Source organism: Arthrobacter sp. MYb214 (genome assembly GCF_002979865.1).
Lineage (GTDB): Bacteria > Actinomycetota > Actinomycetes > Actinomycetales > Micrococcaceae > Glutamicibacter.
The window spans coordinates 188,510-205,606 of the sequence record NZ_PCPZ01000001.1; the positions used below are offsets into that span (position 1 = coordinate 188,510).

At 51.7% G+C, this 17,097-nt stretch carries 16 protein-coding genes; 12 read left to right on the plus strand and 4 right to left on the minus strand.

What is annotated here, in order from left to right:
* The first annotated feature begins 9 nt into the window (after nt 1-9).
* Entirely contained in the window at nt 10-594 is a 585-nt protein-coding gene (gene rsmD / locus CQ012_RS00745; protein WP_105661164.1) for a 16S rRNA (guanine(966)-N(2))-methyltransferase RsmD, read from the plus strand.
* On the opposite strand, the gene CQ012_RS00750 is transcribed toward rsmD, so the two are convergent.
* Both CQ012_RS00750 and CQ012_RS00755 read right to left on the minus strand, forming a co-directional pair.
* Entirely contained in the window at nt 571-1,353 is a 783-nt protein-coding gene (locus CQ012_RS00750) for a spermidine synthase (protein ID WP_286134530.1), read from the minus strand. The two genes, rsmD and CQ012_RS00750, sit on opposite strands and share 24 nt — an antisense overlap.
* Nucleotides 1,350-2,561 carry an aminotransferase class I/II-fold pyridoxal phosphate-dependent enzyme gene (locus CQ012_RS00755; protein ID WP_105661165.1) on the minus strand — a complete coding sequence of 404 codons (1,212 nt, stop codon included), beginning with the start codon at nt 2,559-2,561 and terminating at the stop codon, nt 1,350-1,352. The genes CQ012_RS00750 and CQ012_RS00755 overlap by 4 nt, the downstream gene beginning before the upstream one ends.
* A 110-nt stretch (nt 2,562-2,671) precedes the next feature.
* On the opposite strand from CQ012_RS00755, the gene coaD reads away from it, so the two are divergent.
* From coaD to CQ012_RS00805, 10 genes are all read left to right on the plus strand, one after another.
* On the plus strand, nt 2,672-3,142 hold the full coding sequence (gene coaD, locus CQ012_RS00760) for a pantetheine-phosphate adenylyltransferase (RefSeq protein ID WP_105661166.1): 471 nt from the start codon (nt 2,672-2,674) through the stop codon (nt 3,140-3,142).
* 55 nt (nt 3,143-3,197) lie between these two features.
* Nucleotides 3,198-4,100 carry a UTP--glucose-1-phosphate uridylyltransferase GalU gene (gene galU / locus CQ012_RS00765; protein WP_105661167.1) on the plus strand — a complete coding sequence of 301 codons (903 nt, stop codon included), beginning with the start codon at nt 3,198-3,200 and terminating at the stop codon, nt 4,098-4,100.
* Nucleotides 4,101-4,310: 210 nt separating this feature from the next.
* Nucleotides 4,311-5,285: an LCP family protein gene (locus CQ012_RS00770; protein ID WP_286134531.1), complete on the plus strand. Its 975-nt coding sequence runs from the start codon at nt 4,311-4,313 to the stop codon at nt 5,283-5,285.
* 136 nt (nt 5,286-5,421) lie between these two features.
* On the plus strand, nt 5,422-6,270 hold the full coding sequence (locus CQ012_RS00775) for an ABC transporter permease (protein ID WP_105659227.1): 849 nt from the start codon (nt 5,422-5,424) through the stop codon (nt 6,268-6,270).
* Nucleotides 6,260-7,147 carry an ABC transporter ATP-binding protein gene (locus tag CQ012_RS00780; protein ID WP_286134532.1) on the plus strand — a complete coding sequence of 296 codons (888 nt, stop codon included), beginning with the start codon at nt 6,260-6,262 and terminating at the stop codon, nt 7,145-7,147. Before CQ012_RS00775 ends, CQ012_RS00780 begins: the two co-directional genes overlap by 11 nt.
* Before the next feature lie 7 nt (nt 7,148-7,154).
* On the plus strand, nt 7,155-8,192 hold the full coding sequence (locus tag CQ012_RS00785) for a glycosyltransferase family 2 protein (protein ID WP_105661169.1): 1,038 nt from the start codon (nt 7,155-7,157) through the stop codon (nt 8,190-8,192).
* Between the two features lie 2 nt (nt 8,193-8,194).
* Nucleotides 8,195-9,013: a CDP-alcohol phosphatidyltransferase family protein gene (locus CQ012_RS00790; RefSeq protein WP_105659235.1), complete on the plus strand. Its 819-nt coding sequence runs from the start codon at nt 8,195-8,197 to the stop codon at nt 9,011-9,013.
* A gap of 85 nt (nt 9,014-9,098) precedes the next feature.
* A complete protein-coding gene (locus tag CQ012_RS00795; RefSeq protein WP_353616143.1) occupies nt 9,099-9,944 on the plus strand; it encodes a glycosyltransferase family 2 protein in 846 nt (281 codons plus the stop codon).
* Between the two features lie 66 nt (nt 9,945-10,010).
* The gene (locus CQ012_RS00800; RefSeq protein ID WP_105659212.1) at nt 10,011-10,472 is read left to right on the plus strand and encodes an FAD synthase family protein; all 462 of its coding nucleotides are present in this window, start codon (nt 10,011-10,013) and stop codon (nt 10,470-10,472) included.
* Between the two features lie 48 nt (nt 10,473-10,520).
* Nucleotides 10,521-11,798: a CDP-glycerol glycerophosphotransferase family protein gene (locus CQ012_RS00805; RefSeq protein WP_105661171.1), complete on the plus strand. Its 1,278-nt coding sequence runs from the start codon at nt 10,521-10,523 to the stop codon at nt 11,796-11,798.
* Nucleotides 11,799-11,882: 84 nt separating this feature from the next.
* On the opposite strand, the gene CQ012_RS17720 is transcribed toward CQ012_RS00805, so the two are convergent.
* Together CQ012_RS17720 and CQ012_RS17725 are read right to left on the minus strand one after the other, a co-directional pair.
* Nucleotides 11,883-12,725: an IS3 family transposase gene (locus CQ012_RS17720; protein WP_219844341.1), complete on the minus strand. Its 843-nt coding sequence runs from the start codon at nt 12,723-12,725 to the stop codon at nt 11,883-11,885.
* An 8-nt stretch (nt 12,726-12,733) separates the two neighbouring features.
* Nucleotides 12,734-13,054, minus strand: a complete 321-nt coding sequence (locus CQ012_RS17725; RefSeq protein ID WP_219844342.1) for a helix-turn-helix domain-containing protein — start codon at nt 13,052-13,054, stop codon at nt 12,734-12,736.
* A 484-nt stretch (nt 13,055-13,538) separates the two neighbouring features.
* Between CQ012_RS17725 and CQ012_RS00815 the strand changes: the two genes are divergently transcribed.
* Nucleotides 13,539-17,051 carry a CDP-glycerol glycerophosphotransferase family protein gene (locus CQ012_RS00815; protein WP_146112877.1) on the plus strand — a complete coding sequence of 1,171 codons (3,513 nt, stop codon included), beginning with the start codon at nt 13,539-13,541 and terminating at the stop codon, nt 17,049-17,051.
* Nucleotides 17,052-17,097 lie beyond the last annotated feature (46 nt).

Genomic DNA, 17,097 nt, shown 5'->3' on the forward strand with positions numbered 1-17,097 from the left:
ATCTAGGCAATGAGCCGAATAATCGCTGGAGCCGCTGGCGGGCGTCCCCTGAAGTCCGTACCTGGTGATGCAACACGCCCTACAACGGACCGGGTCAAAGAGGCTCTCTTCTCCCGTTTGGAAAGCTGGGATATCCTCTCTGGCGCACGAGTACTGGATCTCTTTGCAGGATCAGGGTCGCTAGGCGTCGAGACAGCCAGCCGCGGGGCGCGGCAGGTTGTTCTGGTAGAAAAGGCGCCCAAAGCGGTCTCTGTTTGCCAGCAAAATGCGGCACTGGTGAATAAGGTTCTGAAGACCGATACAGTGACGGTTCAGCGTGGGAGTGTTGATAGCGTCCTCGATGGGTATTACAACGCGGTTTCGGGAGTGCCCAGCAAGACCTTTGACGTGGTCTTGCTGGATCCTCCTTACCCGCTGACTGAAGAAGAACTAGCTGTCACGCTCGAGAAGATATCCAGAATCCTAGCTGAAGATGCCACCGTGATCGTCGAGCGTTCCGGTCGTTCACCAGAACCAACATGGCCGAGCGCCATGGAGAAGTTCGCCGACAAGAAATATGGCGAAACGCACCTATGGTTTGCAGAACCCATCTAGATCCATCGAATGGCGAACCTCTGACGGGTATGGTCCCGCTGCCTGGCATTGGAGTATTAGATCGTCCCGGAATCGTTGGCGGGACGCTGTCAATATCAAGTTCCCGGGGAAGCGCTTGGTAAACATTTCCGGACTTGAACTCAGCATCACGAATTCAAAGCTGGAACCTGCTGCCTGAATTTGAGAACAGGTGAAATCCAAGGGAGGATCATCGCCAATGTTCACGAACAGCAATCCGTCATTGGCCAACGAATTCTTGAGTTCTGCATAGTAGCCGTCGGTGGTGAGGTGTTCTGGTGCGTCCGGCCCAGAGAAGATATCCAGTACGATGACGTCAAACTTTTCATCGGCCAGTTGTTCAGCAAGCACGCTCCTTGCATCGGCAACAATTGGAGACAGGTCGCAGCCTTGAGGCAAAGGCAGATGCGTGAGAACGAAATCAAGAAGTTCCCGCTCAATGTCTACCGCTACGTGAGTACTCGAGGGATAAACCACACTCGCCCAGCGAGCCAGGGTCAAGGCGCCTGCGCCGAGATGCAGCATCTTCATTGGACGCTCTTCTGGGCGCAGGACCTTCAGATGATTGGCAATGCGTGCGAGATATTCGTAAAAGACTTCTTCAGGATGCGAAAGATTGACATGCGACTGGGGTGCGCCGCCGATGGTGAGTATTTTTGACCCGGGGACCAAGTCATCGTCGTAAATCGTGGCGTGTTCCTGGACGAAACCAAGCCACCGTTTAGCCAGCTTTCCTGTCAATTGGAGAGCACCTCTGGCAGGCGCTGCAATCGCTGAACTGCATCGGAAATCACGTCAGGCTTTTTGCAGAAGGCGAAGCGCAGTAGGCCCTGGTAGTCATTTCGGTTTTCGGGATGGACAAAGGCCGACATCGGTATCGCCGCAACTCCGAGGTGCTCGGGCATCATTCGTGCCACTTCAGCAGCATCATTCAATTCAAAGCCACGTACATCAGCAACCAAGAAGTAGGTACCCTTTGGGCGAATCACCGGGATGCCAGCTGTTTCCAGACCTGATGCGAGAATTTCTCCCGACTGTCCGAGATCGGCGGCGAAGCGCTCAAAGAAGGCGTCTGGAAGTTGCAGGGCTTGCGCGACGGCAGGTTGGAAAGCTGGGCCCGAGGAGTAGGTCAGGAACTGTTTCACTGTACGGACAGCAGTAATCAGTTGGCGAGGACCGGTTGCCCAGCCTACTTTCCAGCCGGTAAAGGAGAAAGACTTGCCCGCTGAAGAAATGGTAATGGTTCGTTCTGATCCACCAGGCAAGCTCGCGATGGGAACATGCCGCACACCGAAAGTCAGATGTTCATAGACTTCATCGGCGATGACGATGCAGTCGTGCTGATGTGCCAGGGCAATGATTTCTTGGAGCCCTGAAACATCTAATACGGTGCCAGTTGGATTATGGGGATTGTTCACGAGGATTACCCGCGTCTGGTCAGTGACCGTACGCCGAAGTTCATCCAAATCTGGTTCGAAATTCGGAGCCTTGAGCTGAACGACCTTATGCACAGCGTTGGTCAACCCAATCATGGCTGCATAGGAATCGTAATAAGGCTCAAAGGTCACAACTTCATCGCCAGGTTCCAGGAAAGCCAGCAGAGAAGCGGCGATGGCTTCAGTTGCGCCTGTGGAAACGACAATCTCAGTCTCCGGGTCAAGCTTCAACGAATAGAACCGTTCCTGATGCGCAGCGATAGCTTCGCGGAGGTTCAGGGTCCCTGAACCTGGTGCGTATTGGTTAGCGCCATTTTGAATTGCGTCGATGGCAATTTGCTTGATTTCTGGTGGACCCTCGGAATCGGGAAACCCCTGGCCTAGATTGATGGCCTTGTGATGATTCGCTAATGCGGTGATTTCTTCAAAGATCGTCACTCCGGGCTGTCCATTGGAATCTAGTAGGTTGGCACCATATGCGGTTCGCTGCCATGGAGTGAATTCAATGCTCATGAGTCCATTATCGTCTTGTACAGAGGAACGAGGGTATTAAGTCATGGAATCTTTACGAGACATTCACACCAGATCGCTAATTTGACATGAGTTCTTGATAGATTCAGTTCATGCGAAGAGCGGTATGCCCGGGTTCTTTTGACCCAATTCATAATGGACACGTCGAAATCATTGCGCGTGCGGCGAGCCTTTTTGATGAGGTGATCGTGGCAGTGTCCACGAATTACTCCAAGAAGTATCGCTTCAGCGAAGACGAACGAGTCGCCATGGTGGAAGAAACTGTCGGTGGACTGCGTGGGGTTTCCGCTGTGCCGATGGGCCAGGGGCTGCTAGCTGATTTCTGCAAGGAGCAGGGAGCGGAAGCAATCGTCAAGGGATTGCGTAGCACTGTTGACTACGCCTATGAGATTCCCATGGCCACGATGAATCGGCATCTCACCGGTGTTGAAACGGTCTTCCTCCAGGCCGATACGCGATACACGCATCTTTCCTCATCTCTGCTCAAGGAAGTACAGGCTCTTGGCGGGGACGTCGATGAATACTTCCCGCGCGCTGTAATAAAGAGGCTTACTCATCCGTAGGTAGTTGCGCAATACAGTCGCCACTAACTAATCCGAAGATAGGGGATTCAACACTATGTCTGCACCTCGCGCCATTACTAAAGCGGTCATTCCGGCAGCCGGTTTAGGGACACGATTCCTTCCAGCAACAAAAGCAATGCCCAAGGAAATGCTCCCAGTTGTAGACAAGCCAGCGATTCAATATGTTGTCGCCGAAGCTGCTCGTGCTGGGCTTAATGATGTCCTGATGATTACCGGACGAAACAAGCGCGCTCTTGAAGACCATTTTGATCGTGTTCCGTCACTGGAAGCTTCTCTGGAAGCAAAGGGTGATACGAAGAAGCTCGCGCTGGTGCAAGATGCCACAGCGTTGGGGGATATCCATTACGTACGGCAACGCGATCCTCGCGGGCTGGGTCATGCAGTCCTATGTGCCAAGCAACATGTAGGCGATGAACCATTTGCGGTTCTTCTCGGCGATGACTTGATCCATGAAGATGATGACTTGCTTTCTTCCATGATTGACATTCAAAAGTCGACTGGCGGTTCAGTTATTGCTCTGATGGAAGTTGATCCAAAACAAATCAGTGCTTATGGATGTGCAGATGTGTCCCGGGTAGCGGACGCCGACTACGTCAAAGTTAATGGGTTGGTTGAGAAGCCGAGCGTTGAAGAAGCACCGAGTAATCTAGCTGTCATTGGACGTTATTTACTGCATCCCCGTGTATTCGAGATTCTGAAGCACACGGCTCCCGGACGGGGCAATGAAATTCAGTTAACGGATGCTCTCCAAGAGTTGGCGACTGCCGACGGCGAGGGAGCTGGTGTCCACGCTGTAGTTTTCCGAGGTCGACGCTACGACACCGGCGACAAACTAAGTTATTTGCAAGCGAACATTACCCTTGCTGTGGAGAACGAAGAACTTGGGGCCAACTTGAAGACTTGGCTGAAGAATTTCGTCAGAACTCTAGAAGACTAGTTCTTGACCTAGGCTACTCAGGATAATCACATTTATCTTGGGTAGTCTTTTTCATTGCGCGAAGTCACCCCGGCTGTCGTTGACTTTGGGGGATCGTTGCCCGGTGGAGTAGGAATGAGAATAGTGCAAGACCAAGATTCAGTCTTTTTGTCGCGGAGTGCGCGGACTCGATCTGAACGTCGGAAAAAGAAGAGAACACAAGGCGTTGTCGTGTCTGTAGTTGTGGTGCTCCTGGTGGCAGTGCTCAGTGCAGGCTATGTTCTTTTTGATCTGCAGCGACAGTTCAATACAAAATCCAATACCGTGGCTTTAGGATTTTCAGACGCCGAGGAACAAGCTCGCCCTGTCAAGGATCCTGAAGATAAGTCCATGAATGTCTTATTACTGGGCGTCGATCATGCAGATGAAGGTACAGCCAATGCTCAAGCTCTTGATGAGGCTGTATCGCAACGTAGCGATTCGATGATGCTTGTTCATATCCCTGAAGACCGCTCACAGGTCTATGTTATGTCGATGGTTCGAGATATGTATGTGGAGATTCCTGGGCATGGGATGAACAAGCTCAATGCTGCGATATCGCTTGGCGGGGTCCCCCTATTGATGCAAACGATTGAAGGACTTCTTCAAACCAAGCTTGATCATGTAGCCATGGTTGATTTCGAAGGGTTCCGTGAATTATCGACTGCTCTCGGTGGGGTGACTGTCAATAATGAGATCCCATTCACGGCAAACGACACGGACTATTTCTACCCAGCCGGCGACATCACACTGGAGGGCGATCGCGCACTTCGATTTGTGCGTGAGCGAAAGTCGTTTACCAATGGTGATTACCAACGTGTCGCGAATCAACGCAAGTTCATCGCTGCAGCAGCAAATCAGGTGCTCTCCTCAGGAACATTAACTAACCCTGTCAAGCTGTACGACATCGTCGACAAGGTATCTCCTTATCTGACCTTTGACGACGACTTTGATGCCGCAACATTGGTCGGACTTGGACTGCAACTCAAAAATGTGGACACGGAGAATATGGAGATGTTCACCATGCCAACCGCTGGTACATCGACTAGCGCGGATGGGCAATCGATAGAATTGGCAAGCGAACTCGCTATTGCTCAAATTAGCGATGCTTTGCAAGGCGATGCAATGGCTGACTACCTTCACGAAAACCCGCCTGAAACACCGTAAATAGTAGATGTGGGATGTACTACATCATGCTGAAGAGCGAAAACCAAAAGAACAGCACTCCATCTACTAGACTTTGTACATCTATGCTTAGCCGATAATGCATCAAGTAGCATTCGAACAAGAGGACATAATTCGCATGACAGTTGCAGATGAGGCCGAAAAATACGGCTTGCACCGTGTTGGTGCAAGGCCGACATTGGCCAACTATCTGAAGCAGACATGGCAACGCCGCGAGTTCATTTATGAACTGGCTAAAGCACGCGTCCAATCCCAGAACCAGAAAAATCGCTTGGGCATGATCTGGATTGTCTTGAAGCCGACTTTCAACGCACTCATGTATGGATTCATATTTGGCGTGTTGCAGGGGCCAAATAAGGCACCGGATTTCCCAGTTTTCGTCATCATTGGTGTCTTCTTGTTTGAGTTCTTCACTACATCCATGAATGGTGGAGCAAAATCGATTACTGGGAATAAATCCTTGGTGCAGTCCCTTGCGTTCCCTCGGTTATCTCTGCCGGTAGCGCAAGTAACTCAGAATTTCCTAACGCTGATGCCAATGCTGGCCGTAATGTTCATTTACGCGATGATCCTGGGAACGACACCAAAATGGACATGGCTTGGCATCATACCGCTGCTAGCTTTGTTCACAGTATTCAACATGGGCATTGCACTAATCTGTGCTCGCGTCACTGTGCACGTTCGAGACTTCACGCAGATTTTGCCTCTTGTAGGTCGTGTTCTGTTCTATACGTCAGGCGTCCTATTTAGTGCCGATCGTTTGCTGAGCCATTGGCCTTGGATGATAGCAATTTTCGACATTCACCCCCTCTATCAAACTCTTCAAATTGCTCGTGGACTGGTGATGAACCAGGCCGAATATGATTCTTGGGCATGGTGGGTGGTCGGCGGTTGGTCACTCGCTACACTTGCATTTGGCTTACTTTACTTCTGGAAGGCTGAGGAGCGTTACGGTCGTGCGAATTAGTTTTGACGATCTGATTAATCCAGATCTCCACCCTGAATATGAACCCGCACCTATCTTCTCTGATGACACGTCATTTATTGATGTGGTTCAACCTGAGGATATTGAAAATTCAAGGCTCAATATCAATGAGTCACGGCAACCAGTAGTGATCGTAGACAACCTTCATGTTAAATATGAAGTGTTCTCGAGTGGTAAGGCAGTTGGCAACGCAGGCGCAAGAAGACTTCTGCAGCCACAGTTGAAAGGTGTACGAACCGTACATGCGCTAAAAGGTATTACTTTTGTTGCGTATGAGAACGAATCCATAGGTGTAATCGGTTCGAACGGCTCCGGCAAGTCGACTTTGCTAAAAGCAATTACTGGTCTAACCCCACCTTCCAGCGGCGCGGTCTATGCACGTTCGCGCCCAAGTCTGCTTGGAGTGGGGGCAGCCCTGATCCCGGATCTATCCGGCGATAAGAATATCACCCTGGGCGGGCTTGCGCTGGGCTATAGCCGTGAGCAAGTAGAAGAAATGCGAGACGAAATAACTCGTTTTGCAGAGCTGCAGGAATTTATTGATCTCCCGATGAATACTTATTCATCGGGTATGAGCGCAAGATTAAAATTTGCTATCGCTGCGTCCAAAAAGCACGATATTTTGATTGTCGACGAGGCATTGGCGGTCGGAGATGCAAAGTTCCGCAAACGAAGCGAAGCGAAGATTCGCGAAATTCGAGACAGTGCAGGCACTATTTTCAACGTTTCGCACTCTATGAGTTCGATCAAGGAAACTTGCAATCGAGTTATCTGGATCGAGAAAGGTGTCCAAATGATGGATGGCGATCCGGACACGGTGATCAAGGAATACCAGAAGCATCTGAAAGCGAAGAAATAAGGCCCGAATGACTGAATTTCCTGGCGTCACTTATGTCATGCCTGTGCTCAATGAAGCGGCCTATCTGGAAGAGGCAGTGAGCTCGATCCTGGCACAAGAGTATGCAGGTGAGAAGGAATTGGTTCTAGCGCTAGGCCCTAGCCAAGATTCTACTAACGATGTTGCCAAGCGGCTGTCGGCAGCGGACTCGCGAATCATTCTTGTTGACAACCCCTTGGGTAGGACTCCGATTGCGCTTAACCTGGCCATTCGTGCTTCTAGCATGCCGATTGTCATTCGTGTCGATGCTCATAGTGAAATTCCAATGCATTACACGCGACGCGGTGTGGAGACTCTCTTTCGTGTGAATGCGCACGACGTCGGGGGACTGATGGACGCCAAGGGGCGTACACCCGTCCAGCGCGGAATCGCAGCTGCGTACCATTCGAAATTCGGTTTTGGCGGACCTGCTTACCATTCGGGTGCACCGGAAGGTCCTTCTGAATCGGCCTATCTGGGAATCTTCCGACGCGAAGTATTCGACGAAGTCGGTTATTATAACGAAGAACTTTGGCGTGCCCAGGACTGGGAGCTATGCCTCCGCATTCGCCAGGCGGGACATACGGTTTGGTTCGACCCAGAGCTAAAGGTCGGATACTACCCTCGCGAGAACTTCGGAGCGTTAATCAGCCAGTCCATGGCCTCTGGGACATGGCGGGCGGAAATTGCGCGGCGCTTCCCCGAAGGTAAGTCGTTGCGCCATGATATTCCACCACTATTGCTCTTGGGGGTTGCAACGGGACTGGCTGCAACTGTAATTGAGCCACTAGTCCGCGAAGCAGCCCCAACTGGTGTGAGCGTAGTTTTGAACTTGGCCAAGGCCGTGCCTGCGGTCTATGCAGTGATCGCGTTGGCTGCGGGGCTGACTAGCAACGCGAAAGGATTGAAAGACAAGTTGCTGGCAGCATGTGCTTTCCCCGCAATCCATTTGCCTTGGGCTTTTGGATACATCAAGGGCCGTTTTTGCGGGGCAGCCGGCACTGTCGACAAAGGGCGCGTTAGGTAATCATGGTTGAACGTCCAAAGAATCCAACGCTCGAACAGCTGCGTGCGGTCTGCCAACCTCCGGAAGTCCGTGCGCGTAAGAATGCCGAGCACTGGACAGCTGAGCTGTACCTGCGCCATATCTCCATTTACCTCACCGCAATACTGGTGCGCACGCGTATCAGTGCCAATGGCGTTACCGGCTTGATGATTCTTGCGGGTTGGTGCATGTCCCTAGCGCTGTTGATCCCTGGCATCTGGGGACCGTTGCTGGCAGTAATCTTGTCGCAGCTCCAGCTGTATTTTGACTGTTCTGACGGAGAAGTCGCACGTTGGAGGGGAACTCAATCTCCCCGCGGTATTTTCATTGACATGGTTGGGCACCACACAACAGAGGCGCTGATCCCAATTGCTTTGGGCTACCGGGTCTTCATAGAACTGTCTGCGGATGATTCCTCAGTTGAGCAGGCCTGGCCTACACTGTTCATGGCCGCTTGCCTGTCGGTTCTTCTGGTCCTGAACCGTTCGCAGTCACTCATGGTTCATGCGGCCAGAGGCATGGCGGGTCTCGGGAAATTGCCGGATACCGCCGCCGCCAGATCTGTTCCAACAACTTCACTCGTTGGAAAGCTGCGTTCCTTGGCTCGCTTCTTGCCATTCCATAAGCTACTGCACGCAGTGGAACTATCGCTGATCATTCTTGGATGCTCAATTATCTCCGTAATCGTTGGTATTCCAGGAGTCGCTGAAAAGTGGATGATCTGGATCCTGTTGCCTGCATGCGTCTTGGTGAACTTTGGGCATTTCCTTTCCAATATGGCCTCGTCCCGACTCAAAGCATAGTTTGACCTAATTCCGTATATCCCACCGCCTTAGAGGACAAATGCCTGCAGAGATCAAGCCGACCATCGGCGTAGTTGTGTTGACCATGGGTAACCGCCCGGTTGAGCTCCGACGCGCCCTGGCATCTTTGCTGGCCCAACGTTCAGTGCAGATTGACGCTGTAGTCGTAGGCAACGGATGGGATCCAACGGATATCCCTGAAGGGATCAAGACTCATTTTCTTCCAGAGAACTTAGGCATTCCGGCCGGCCGCAATGCTGGAGTGAACCAGATCAATGGCGAATACTTGTGCTTCCTCGATGACGATTCATGGTTCATCGATGAAGACTTCTTGATTACGGCTGTCGAACGGTTCAAGCATTACCCTCGCATGGGGCTATTGCAGCCGCGCATCACTGATCCGGAAAACGAAGACCAGAATCCACGACGTTGGATCCCGCGCTTGAAAAAACGAACGGCAGTGGAACCAAGCAAAGTTTTCCACGTGGGGGAAACTTGCCTAGTGACTACCCGCAGAATTTTTGATTCCACGGGTGGCTGGGCAGGGGGATTCTGGTACGCGCATGAAGGCATCGAACTTGCCTGGCGTGTATGGGACACCGGCACTTACGTCTGGTATGCCGGCGACATGCAGATTGGCCATCCAATCGTGGATCCACGACGCCACGACGAGTTCTATCGTTTGAATGCCCGAAACCGGGTATGGCTGGCTCGCCGTAACTTGCCCGTGCCGCTGCGTTGGATCTATCCAACAACCTGGATGCTCATTGAGTGCTTGCGGCTGCGACACAACAAAAGCGCGGTGTCCCAGTACATAGCCGGATGGCGGGCAGGTTGGACCGGAAGCCCCTGGTACCGTGAACCACGGCCTAAACTTAGATGGAAAACAATAGTTCGCATGACCCTCGCGGGTCGTCTGCCTATTATCTAACGACGAATACAAGTAAGCGCCACCAGCTAAGCAAGCGAAGCTATTACCTTACTTCGAAAGGGACCCATGACTAAAACTGTTTTGACGTACGGAACTTTTGACCTGTTCCATATCGGCCACCTGAATATCCTGAAGCGTCTCAAGGAGAAGGGCGACCGCCTAGTTGTTGGCGTATCCACTGATGAGTTCAACGCCATCAAGGGCAAGAAGCCTGTAGTTCCTTTCGAACAGCGTCTCGAGATCGTCCAGGCCATCAAATACGTAGACCTCGCCATTCCCGAAGAGAACTGGGAACAGAAACGTACTGACATCAAGAAGTACGATGCAAAGGTCTTCGGCATCGGCGAAGACTGGAAGGGCAAGTTTGACGACCTCGGTGATGAGGTCGAAGTTGTCTACCTTCCACGTACCTCCGGTATCTCGACAACCGAAATGAAACGTGTCCTGAGCGAGTTCGATGAGCGACACGTCACGTCGTTAAAGAACACATTGGACACTTTGAGCCAGATCGTGAAGGAACTGAGCTAGTAAACTCGTTTAGTTGTAAGTTGTTGTTTTCGAGATTTGAAAGTACTCATGGCTAGCGAGCACATCACAGACTCCATCAAGTCCAGCGTAAAGGGCGCCCTGCAAAAAGTGGGGCGACGTCCGGAAGCAAAACGGATATCCCGTCTGATGGGGCTAACCGGTCGCCCGTCGGCCAATGTGAATGTCGGTGTATCCAATATTCCGGTACCAGGATCTGTAGCGGTTTACTTCGGAGATGGCGCTGACAAGATCTATCAGGTGACTCAGTGGCTTCCGGTGCTTGAAGAACTGCATGAGAAAGAAGAAATACTACTGGTCTTCCGTACTTTGAGTGCTTTCAAAGCAGCGGAGAAATTTACCGACCTGCCAAGGATCTATGTACGCCGATTGACTGATCTCATGGATCTGTATGATGACAATGACCTGAAGCTGGTCATATACACCAACAATTCGCGCACGAATTTCCAGTCCCTGGATCACCCAAGGCTTGTTCACGTGCATGTAAACCATGGTGAGAGCGACAAACTCTCGATGGTTTCGAATAAGGCCAAGGCCTACGACAAGGTTTTTGTCGCAGGCCCTGCCGCCATCAAGCGCCACGAGGCAATGTTGATTGACTTCGAGCTCAACAAATTGGAAGTCACCGGTCGTCCGCAGCTGGATATCAACTTCGAACTCGAATTGGAACCAAGCGAGAAGTTCGATGTCATGTATGCGCCGACGTGGGAAGGGGAAAACGAAGACAACAACTACACCTCGTTGGACAAATACGGTGTTGCCATTGTCGAGTCATTGTTGGAGAACCCTTCTTGGCGCGTCGTCTACAAGCCCCACCCACGAATCCAGGAAAGCAATACTCCTGGCGTAGCTCAGGCACACGCACGCATTCTGGAAATGATCGAAGCTGCCAATGAAGCCGGCGCAGAGCACGTGATATCCGAACAGGGCAATATCTTGGCCATGTTCGAGTCGACCGATGCGCTGATTACCGATGTTTCCAGCGTAGGCCTGGACTACCTGTACCTCCACCCGGGCAATCCGTTAGTCATTTCCGACCGACGTACCAACCGCGAAATTCTTCACCGCGATGCACCAGTTGCGCAGGCCTGCCACGTAGTAGACCAAGATAGCGTGAAGAACGTTGGAGACCTGCTCGCCGATGCACTGACTTGTGACGGACACAAGGATCAGCGCATTGAAATGCGCCAGTTCTACTTTGGCGAGCTGAACCGAGGCGATTCAACTAAGCGATTCCAGGACGTCATTCAGAAGCTGATTCTTGAACGTCAAGGAAAGCTGGAGAACTTCCGGGGTTGGCACAGCTAGAGTTCCGCTGACTCCTTGGTCCCAATTCGTACTATTCGAATGAACTGGGTCCCAAAAGTTGGACGAGCTAAATAATAGTCCTGCTTAGGCTGCAAGGGTATGGCATCGATATTCCATCGGTGTCATACCCTTCAGTCGTTCCTGACGCCGACTGACGTTGTACCAATCGATGTACGTCTCAATCTCCACCTTGAGATCCTCGAAATCTGCGAAGTGCTCTCCATGGAACATCTCCGACTTGAGATGACCGAAGAAATTCTCCATGACCGAGTTGTCGAGGCAGTTCCTTTTACGAGACATGGACTGCACCGCACCATGCTCCTGCAGCAAAGCCTTCCACGACCAATGCTGATACTGGAATCCTTGATCCGTATGGACCAGCAGCTTCTTGTCGAAATCTTTCGAACCTAAGGCTTGAGCCAAGCTCTGATTAGTGAACGCCGTAGTTGGTGACGAAGCGATCGTGTAGCTCAAGATGCTGTGGTCAAACAGATCCATGATGGGAGACAAATACAGTTTCTCCTGGTCAACCCTGAACTCGGTCACGTCACTGACGTAAACAGTGTCCGGTGTATCAACGTCAAAGTGCCGCGCGAACAGGTTTTCAGCGATCTTGCTCTGCTCGCCCTGGTACGAGTTGTAGCGTCGCTTAGGGCGCGCTTTGGACTGAAAATTTAGGATTCTCATGAGCTTACGGACCAGCTTCATGCCGATGGCCCATCCTTGAGCGCGCAGGTCCATGTGGACTCTTCGGTACCCGTAGCGTCGTTTGCTGTTCTCAAACGACGTGGTGATGGCTGCTTTGAGGTCCGCATACGGATCTGTCTGATCCATCAACTTCAGATGGTAGTAATAGGTTGACCTGGCTAAGCCAGCTACGGCCAGTAGGTCTGCGAGGTCGTGTTCTGACTTGAGGGTGACAATCACCTGGGTTTTCAGCGATGCCCCTGATCCCTCAAGTCTCGGAGTTTTTCCAGGTAAGCGACCTTGGCTAGCAGTCGTTTATTTTCTTGGCGGAGCTTGTCTTCTTCGCTCAAAGGCGATTTAGGTACGGAGCCTTTTGGGCGTCCTTTAGGTTTGGGCATCAGTGCGTCGTCGCCGCCTTTTCGCCATAACCGCACCCAATCGGCAACCAACACGTCGGAACTGACGTTGAACTTCGCGGCAAGTTCCATGGCAGTTTCACCTGCAAGGAACCGGTCAACGATTTCCTTCTTGGTCTCGAAGGAATACTGCTTTTTTGCTGGTTTCACCATGAGGCATAGCCTGCCATGTAACCGCCACTGATTGTAGAGGCGCTTGCTCGCGGATGTACCGACTTTAATCACTGATGCCACAGACCTATATCCATAGCCTTGCTCGAAGAGTTCCACGAGTTGCTCGCGTTGGTACTCGGATAGTGTGCTTCGTGCGTGCATGAAAATGCTCCCCTAAAGTTGTTGACTTTTACAGTCCAACTTTCGGGGAGCGGTTCAGAATTGGGACCAATTGCTTTAAGCGCCAGATAATGACAACGCTCCAGTCGAAGCAGACTCTATGGTCATTTGCAGGTGTCCGTGGCGGTTTCAAACTGATTCGAGAGCCCACGGGCGGTAATCTTAGACTGTGGATCACATGAAATGACGGCCACTGCCGTGTGGTGCTAGCGGCCTATTCATGTTGTACACGCGTGATTTCCAAGCTGTTCCGCTGAACGACTTACGCGGGGGATAGCAGCTAAAACATTGAAGGACACTATTCGTGGCAGTTGAAATTCGAGCTATGCAAGACTTGGCGCAGTCAGCGATGCAGACTTTGCGTACCCAGCGGTTGAAGCGCAAAAAGTATCGCTACTACAGCGGCTACCAAGAGCTGAACCTTGCAATTCGTGATGAAGTTCTGCATCTGGACGCTACCGTTGCCCACCCCGTGCAATCAGTTTCGGTATTACACGGTAGCCACATCGTTCTTTCTGTTGCGCCACTTCCGGTTGATCTAGTCAAGAATGGTCACGATGAATCCCATCGAATCCATGCTGAGATCTCTCTGGATCCCCTTCTTGATCGGTGGCAAGGCTATCGCGAACTCGCTTCCAGTGACGAAGAGCCGGAATCCAGCGTTCCTGATTCGGATGACGCAGATGACAACCAAGTGACTCTAGAAAATGACCTGTACGCCGGTACGGTTCGTCTTGCACTGACCTTCAGCTCCGAATTCGATCAATTGCCTCCGGGAATCGCATGGTTGCAGCTAACTGAAGACGGTGAACTGCTCAGGCGCAAAGAGGTCCGGGAACGGATCGACGCCGGGGAACTAATCCTCAACGGCCCTGTTATCGCCCACCGTATTCTGGGGCGGTTCTCGTCGACTACTTTTAGCCATGACACGGTCTATAATTCAGGCGAACGCAGCGTAGGACTTTATATCAATAAGAAGGCCGAAGTGGCTTTGGCCCTGAACCGCCCTCTACGCTTCAAATATCGAATTCGTACTGACATCACCCGGATCCACGACGGCATGCTGTCGTTGGGCGGAGTTCTGGAAACGCAGAGCGACCGGTTGTCCTCAGTCACTTTGCAACTGGTTGGACGTAAATCGGAATTTGCAGTTGAAGTTCCAGCGGAGCTGGTTTTCGACGAAAAGCATGCAGCAAAGCGCTTTGGACGTGCTATCTACAGCTGGTCTGCAACCCTGGATTTCAAATCTGCTGACTGGGAGGCGATCGATCGTGGCGATAACTACGATCTCTATCTGCTGGCGACTTCGAATTCCAGCGGTGAGCTTGCACGCATTCGAGTGACTCGTACCCCGTTTGCCGTGCGCAGCACGACGCGTGCAGATGCGGTGACAATCGGTGAAAAGACTCTAGCGATTTCTCCGTATTTCACCTTCAAAGCAAAATCAACATCGGTGATTCTGGAAGTGTTCGACAAAGAAGCCTTTGCCGTACTTGCTAACGCTAAACAGCGCAGTTTCCCAATCAGCCAGCCATCGGATTCGAAGCCGATTTGGATCGTCGGCGAACTATCCTACAAGGCTCAGGACAACGGGCTGCATCTGTTCAAATACCTGCGCAAAGAACGCTCAGATATTGATGCATACTATGTCATCGATGAGAAAGCTCCCGATTTGCGGAATTTCGATTCCATGGATCACGTCGTTTTCCATGGCAGCAAAGAACATTTTGAATTGGCTATTCGTGCGCAACGAGTCATCGGCACGCACCATGCCGATTACTTGTACCCAACAAGGCACCATAGCTTCTCGTCGCGTTGCCGCGCTACTCGGGTGTTCTTGCAGCATGGCGTCATGGGAACCAAATGGATGGTTCCCAACTACGGCAAGAATTCACCTGGCTTTGCGACGGACCTTTTCATGGTTTCCTCTGAGCGCGAGAAGCAGTACATCGTTAAGGACTTCCTCTACTCGCCTGGCGAAGTCAAGGTCACCGGGCTATCGCGGTTCGATTCCTTGCTGGCGACGGATTTGAGTGTTAACGAGAACATGCTCCTGATCATCCCAACGTGGCGTGATTGGTTGCAGAATGAGGAAGTTTTCCTAGAATCGGACTACCTCGAGCAATGGAAAAACCTGCTTAATTCGGCGGAACTTGCAGAATTAGTCCAGAGGTATGGCCTGGAAGTTGTTTTCTGCCTCCATCCCAACATGATGCAATTCAGGGATCATTTTGCTGGCGCGCCCGCTCGACTAATTGTCCAAGGTGAAATTGACGTCCAGGAACTAATCAAGACCGCGGCAATCATGGTCACGGATTACTCCTCAGTGAACTTTGACTTCAGCTTCCTGCACAAGCCTGTTCACTACTACCAGTTCGATCGCTCTCGCTTCTTGGGACCGAGCGGATCGCATTTGAACTTGGACGACGAATTGCCAGGCCGCATTGCCTTTGACGCAGAAACATTGCTGGATGATCTTTCACGTACCCTGCAACGAGGGAAAGCCATGGAAGACAAGTACCGCCAACGTGCTGACGTGTTCATGACCCATCGGGACCAAAACAATTCGCAACGCATAACGGAAGAAATCGAGCGAGCCGAGCTGCGCGGCAGACCCAACGTTGGCTGGCGTGCCGAATTGCCGGTTAAGTTGAAGAACAAGTTCCGTAGGAACAAGCGGTACTTTGACGTCATGCGCAAGCTATACAAGTTGTACAAGCTTGCTCCCATGGAAGAAGACCTCATCGTCTTCGAATCAGGTCTCGGGAATCAGTACGGCGACTCTCCTCGGTATATTTACGAGGAATTGCTGCGACAAGGTGACACACGTCGCAAGGTATGGGTTTACTCGGGAAAGCACCGCTTCTCCGATCCTTTGACGACTACCGTTAAGCGATTGTCACCGGAATATTTCTGGCACCTCGCACGGGCAAAATACTGGGTGAATAACCAGAGCTTCCCGCACTATGTGAAGCGTCGCGCGAAGGGAGTGTTCCTGCAGACCTGGCACGGAACACCACTCAAGCAGATGGCACTCGATGTTCGCGAAGTTCAAGGCCGCGATGAGGGGTATCTTGAGCGTGTTACACGAGCAACGCGCCAATGGACGCACCTCATTTCGCCTTCTCGCTACACTAGCGAAATCATGCGATCCGCCTATGCATTCTCAGGCGAAGCCGTGGAGCTTGGCTATCCCCGAAACGACATCTTGACCGGTACCGACGTTGCTGAGCAAGAAAAGCGTGTACGTGATGAGCTTGCGATACCCCCAGGAATCAAGACCGTACTTTACGCGCCGACATTCCGTGACGATGCGGCTTCAAGCCGCGGTAAATTCAGATTCGACCTGCCAATGGATCTGGAGGAGTTCGACCGTCGTTTTGGCGAAGACACCATCTTGATGTTGCGCATGCATGTGCTGGTATCAAATGCCGTGTCGATTCCGGAGAGCCTGCGGCACCGCATTATCGATGTCTCGAGTCATCCAGATATTCAGGAACTGTACCTTGCTTCTGATGTATTGATTACTGATTATTCGTCGGTGTTCTTCGACTACTCGCTGTTGCGACGACCAATTATCTTCTATGCCTACGATCTGGAGAACTACCGGGACAATCTGCGTGGTTTCTATTTGGACTACGAGAGTGCGTTGCCTGGCCCAATTGTTGAAGAAGAGAGCGACCTTTGGGATGCACTATCGTCAGCCTTGGCGGGGGCTGATCTGCCAGGGGTGAATCGAGACGAATTCATTGAAAAGTTTGCCCCAAATGATGACGGACATGCCGCGCGGCGCGTTGTTGAGCGCTTCTTCAAATAAGGAAGACACCGCAGCTTATTGAAATTGTGTTGCCGGGCCTCTTGCA

Excerpts from the sequence above, each read along its gene's own strand:
- rsmD (WP_105661164.1), top strand. The coding sequence starts at position 10 with ATGAGCCGAATAATCGCTGGAGCCGCTGGCGGGCGTCCCCTGAAGTCC.
- CQ012_RS00755 (WP_105661165.1), bottom strand. The coding sequence starts at position 2,561 with ATGAGCATTGAATTCACTCCATGGCAGCGAACCGCATATGGTGCCAAC.
- coaD (WP_105661166.1), top strand. The coding sequence starts at position 2,672 with ATGCGAAGAGCGGTATGCCCGGGTTCTTTTGACCCAATTCATAATGGA.
- galU (WP_105661167.1), top strand. The coding sequence starts at position 3,198 with ATGTCTGCACCTCGCGCCATTACTAAAGCGGTCATTCCGGCAGCCGGT.
- CQ012_RS00775 (WP_105659227.1), top strand. The coding sequence starts at position 5,422 with ATGACAGTTGCAGATGAGGCCGAAAAATACGGCTTGCACCGTGTTGGT.
- CQ012_RS00785 (WP_105661169.1), top strand. The coding sequence starts at position 7,155 with ATGACTGAATTTCCTGGCGTCACTTATGTCATGCCTGTGCTCAATGAA.
- CQ012_RS00790 (WP_105659235.1), top strand. The coding sequence starts at position 8,195 with ATGGTTGAACGTCCAAAGAATCCAACGCTCGAACAGCTGCGTGCGGTC.
- CQ012_RS00795 (WP_353616143.1), top strand. The coding sequence starts at position 9,099 with ATGGGTAACCGCCCGGTTGAGCTCCGACGCGCCCTGGCATCTTTGCTG.
- CQ012_RS00800 (WP_105659212.1), top strand. The coding sequence starts at position 10,011 with ATGACTAAAACTGTTTTGACGTACGGAACTTTTGACCTGTTCCATATC.
- CQ012_RS00805 (WP_105661171.1), top strand. The coding sequence starts at position 10,521 with ATGGCTAGCGAGCACATCACAGACTCCATCAAGTCCAGCGTAAAGGGC.
- CQ012_RS17725 (WP_219844342.1), bottom strand. The coding sequence starts at position 13,054 with ATGGTGAAACCAGCAAAAAAGCAGTATTCCTTCGAGACCAAGAAGGAA.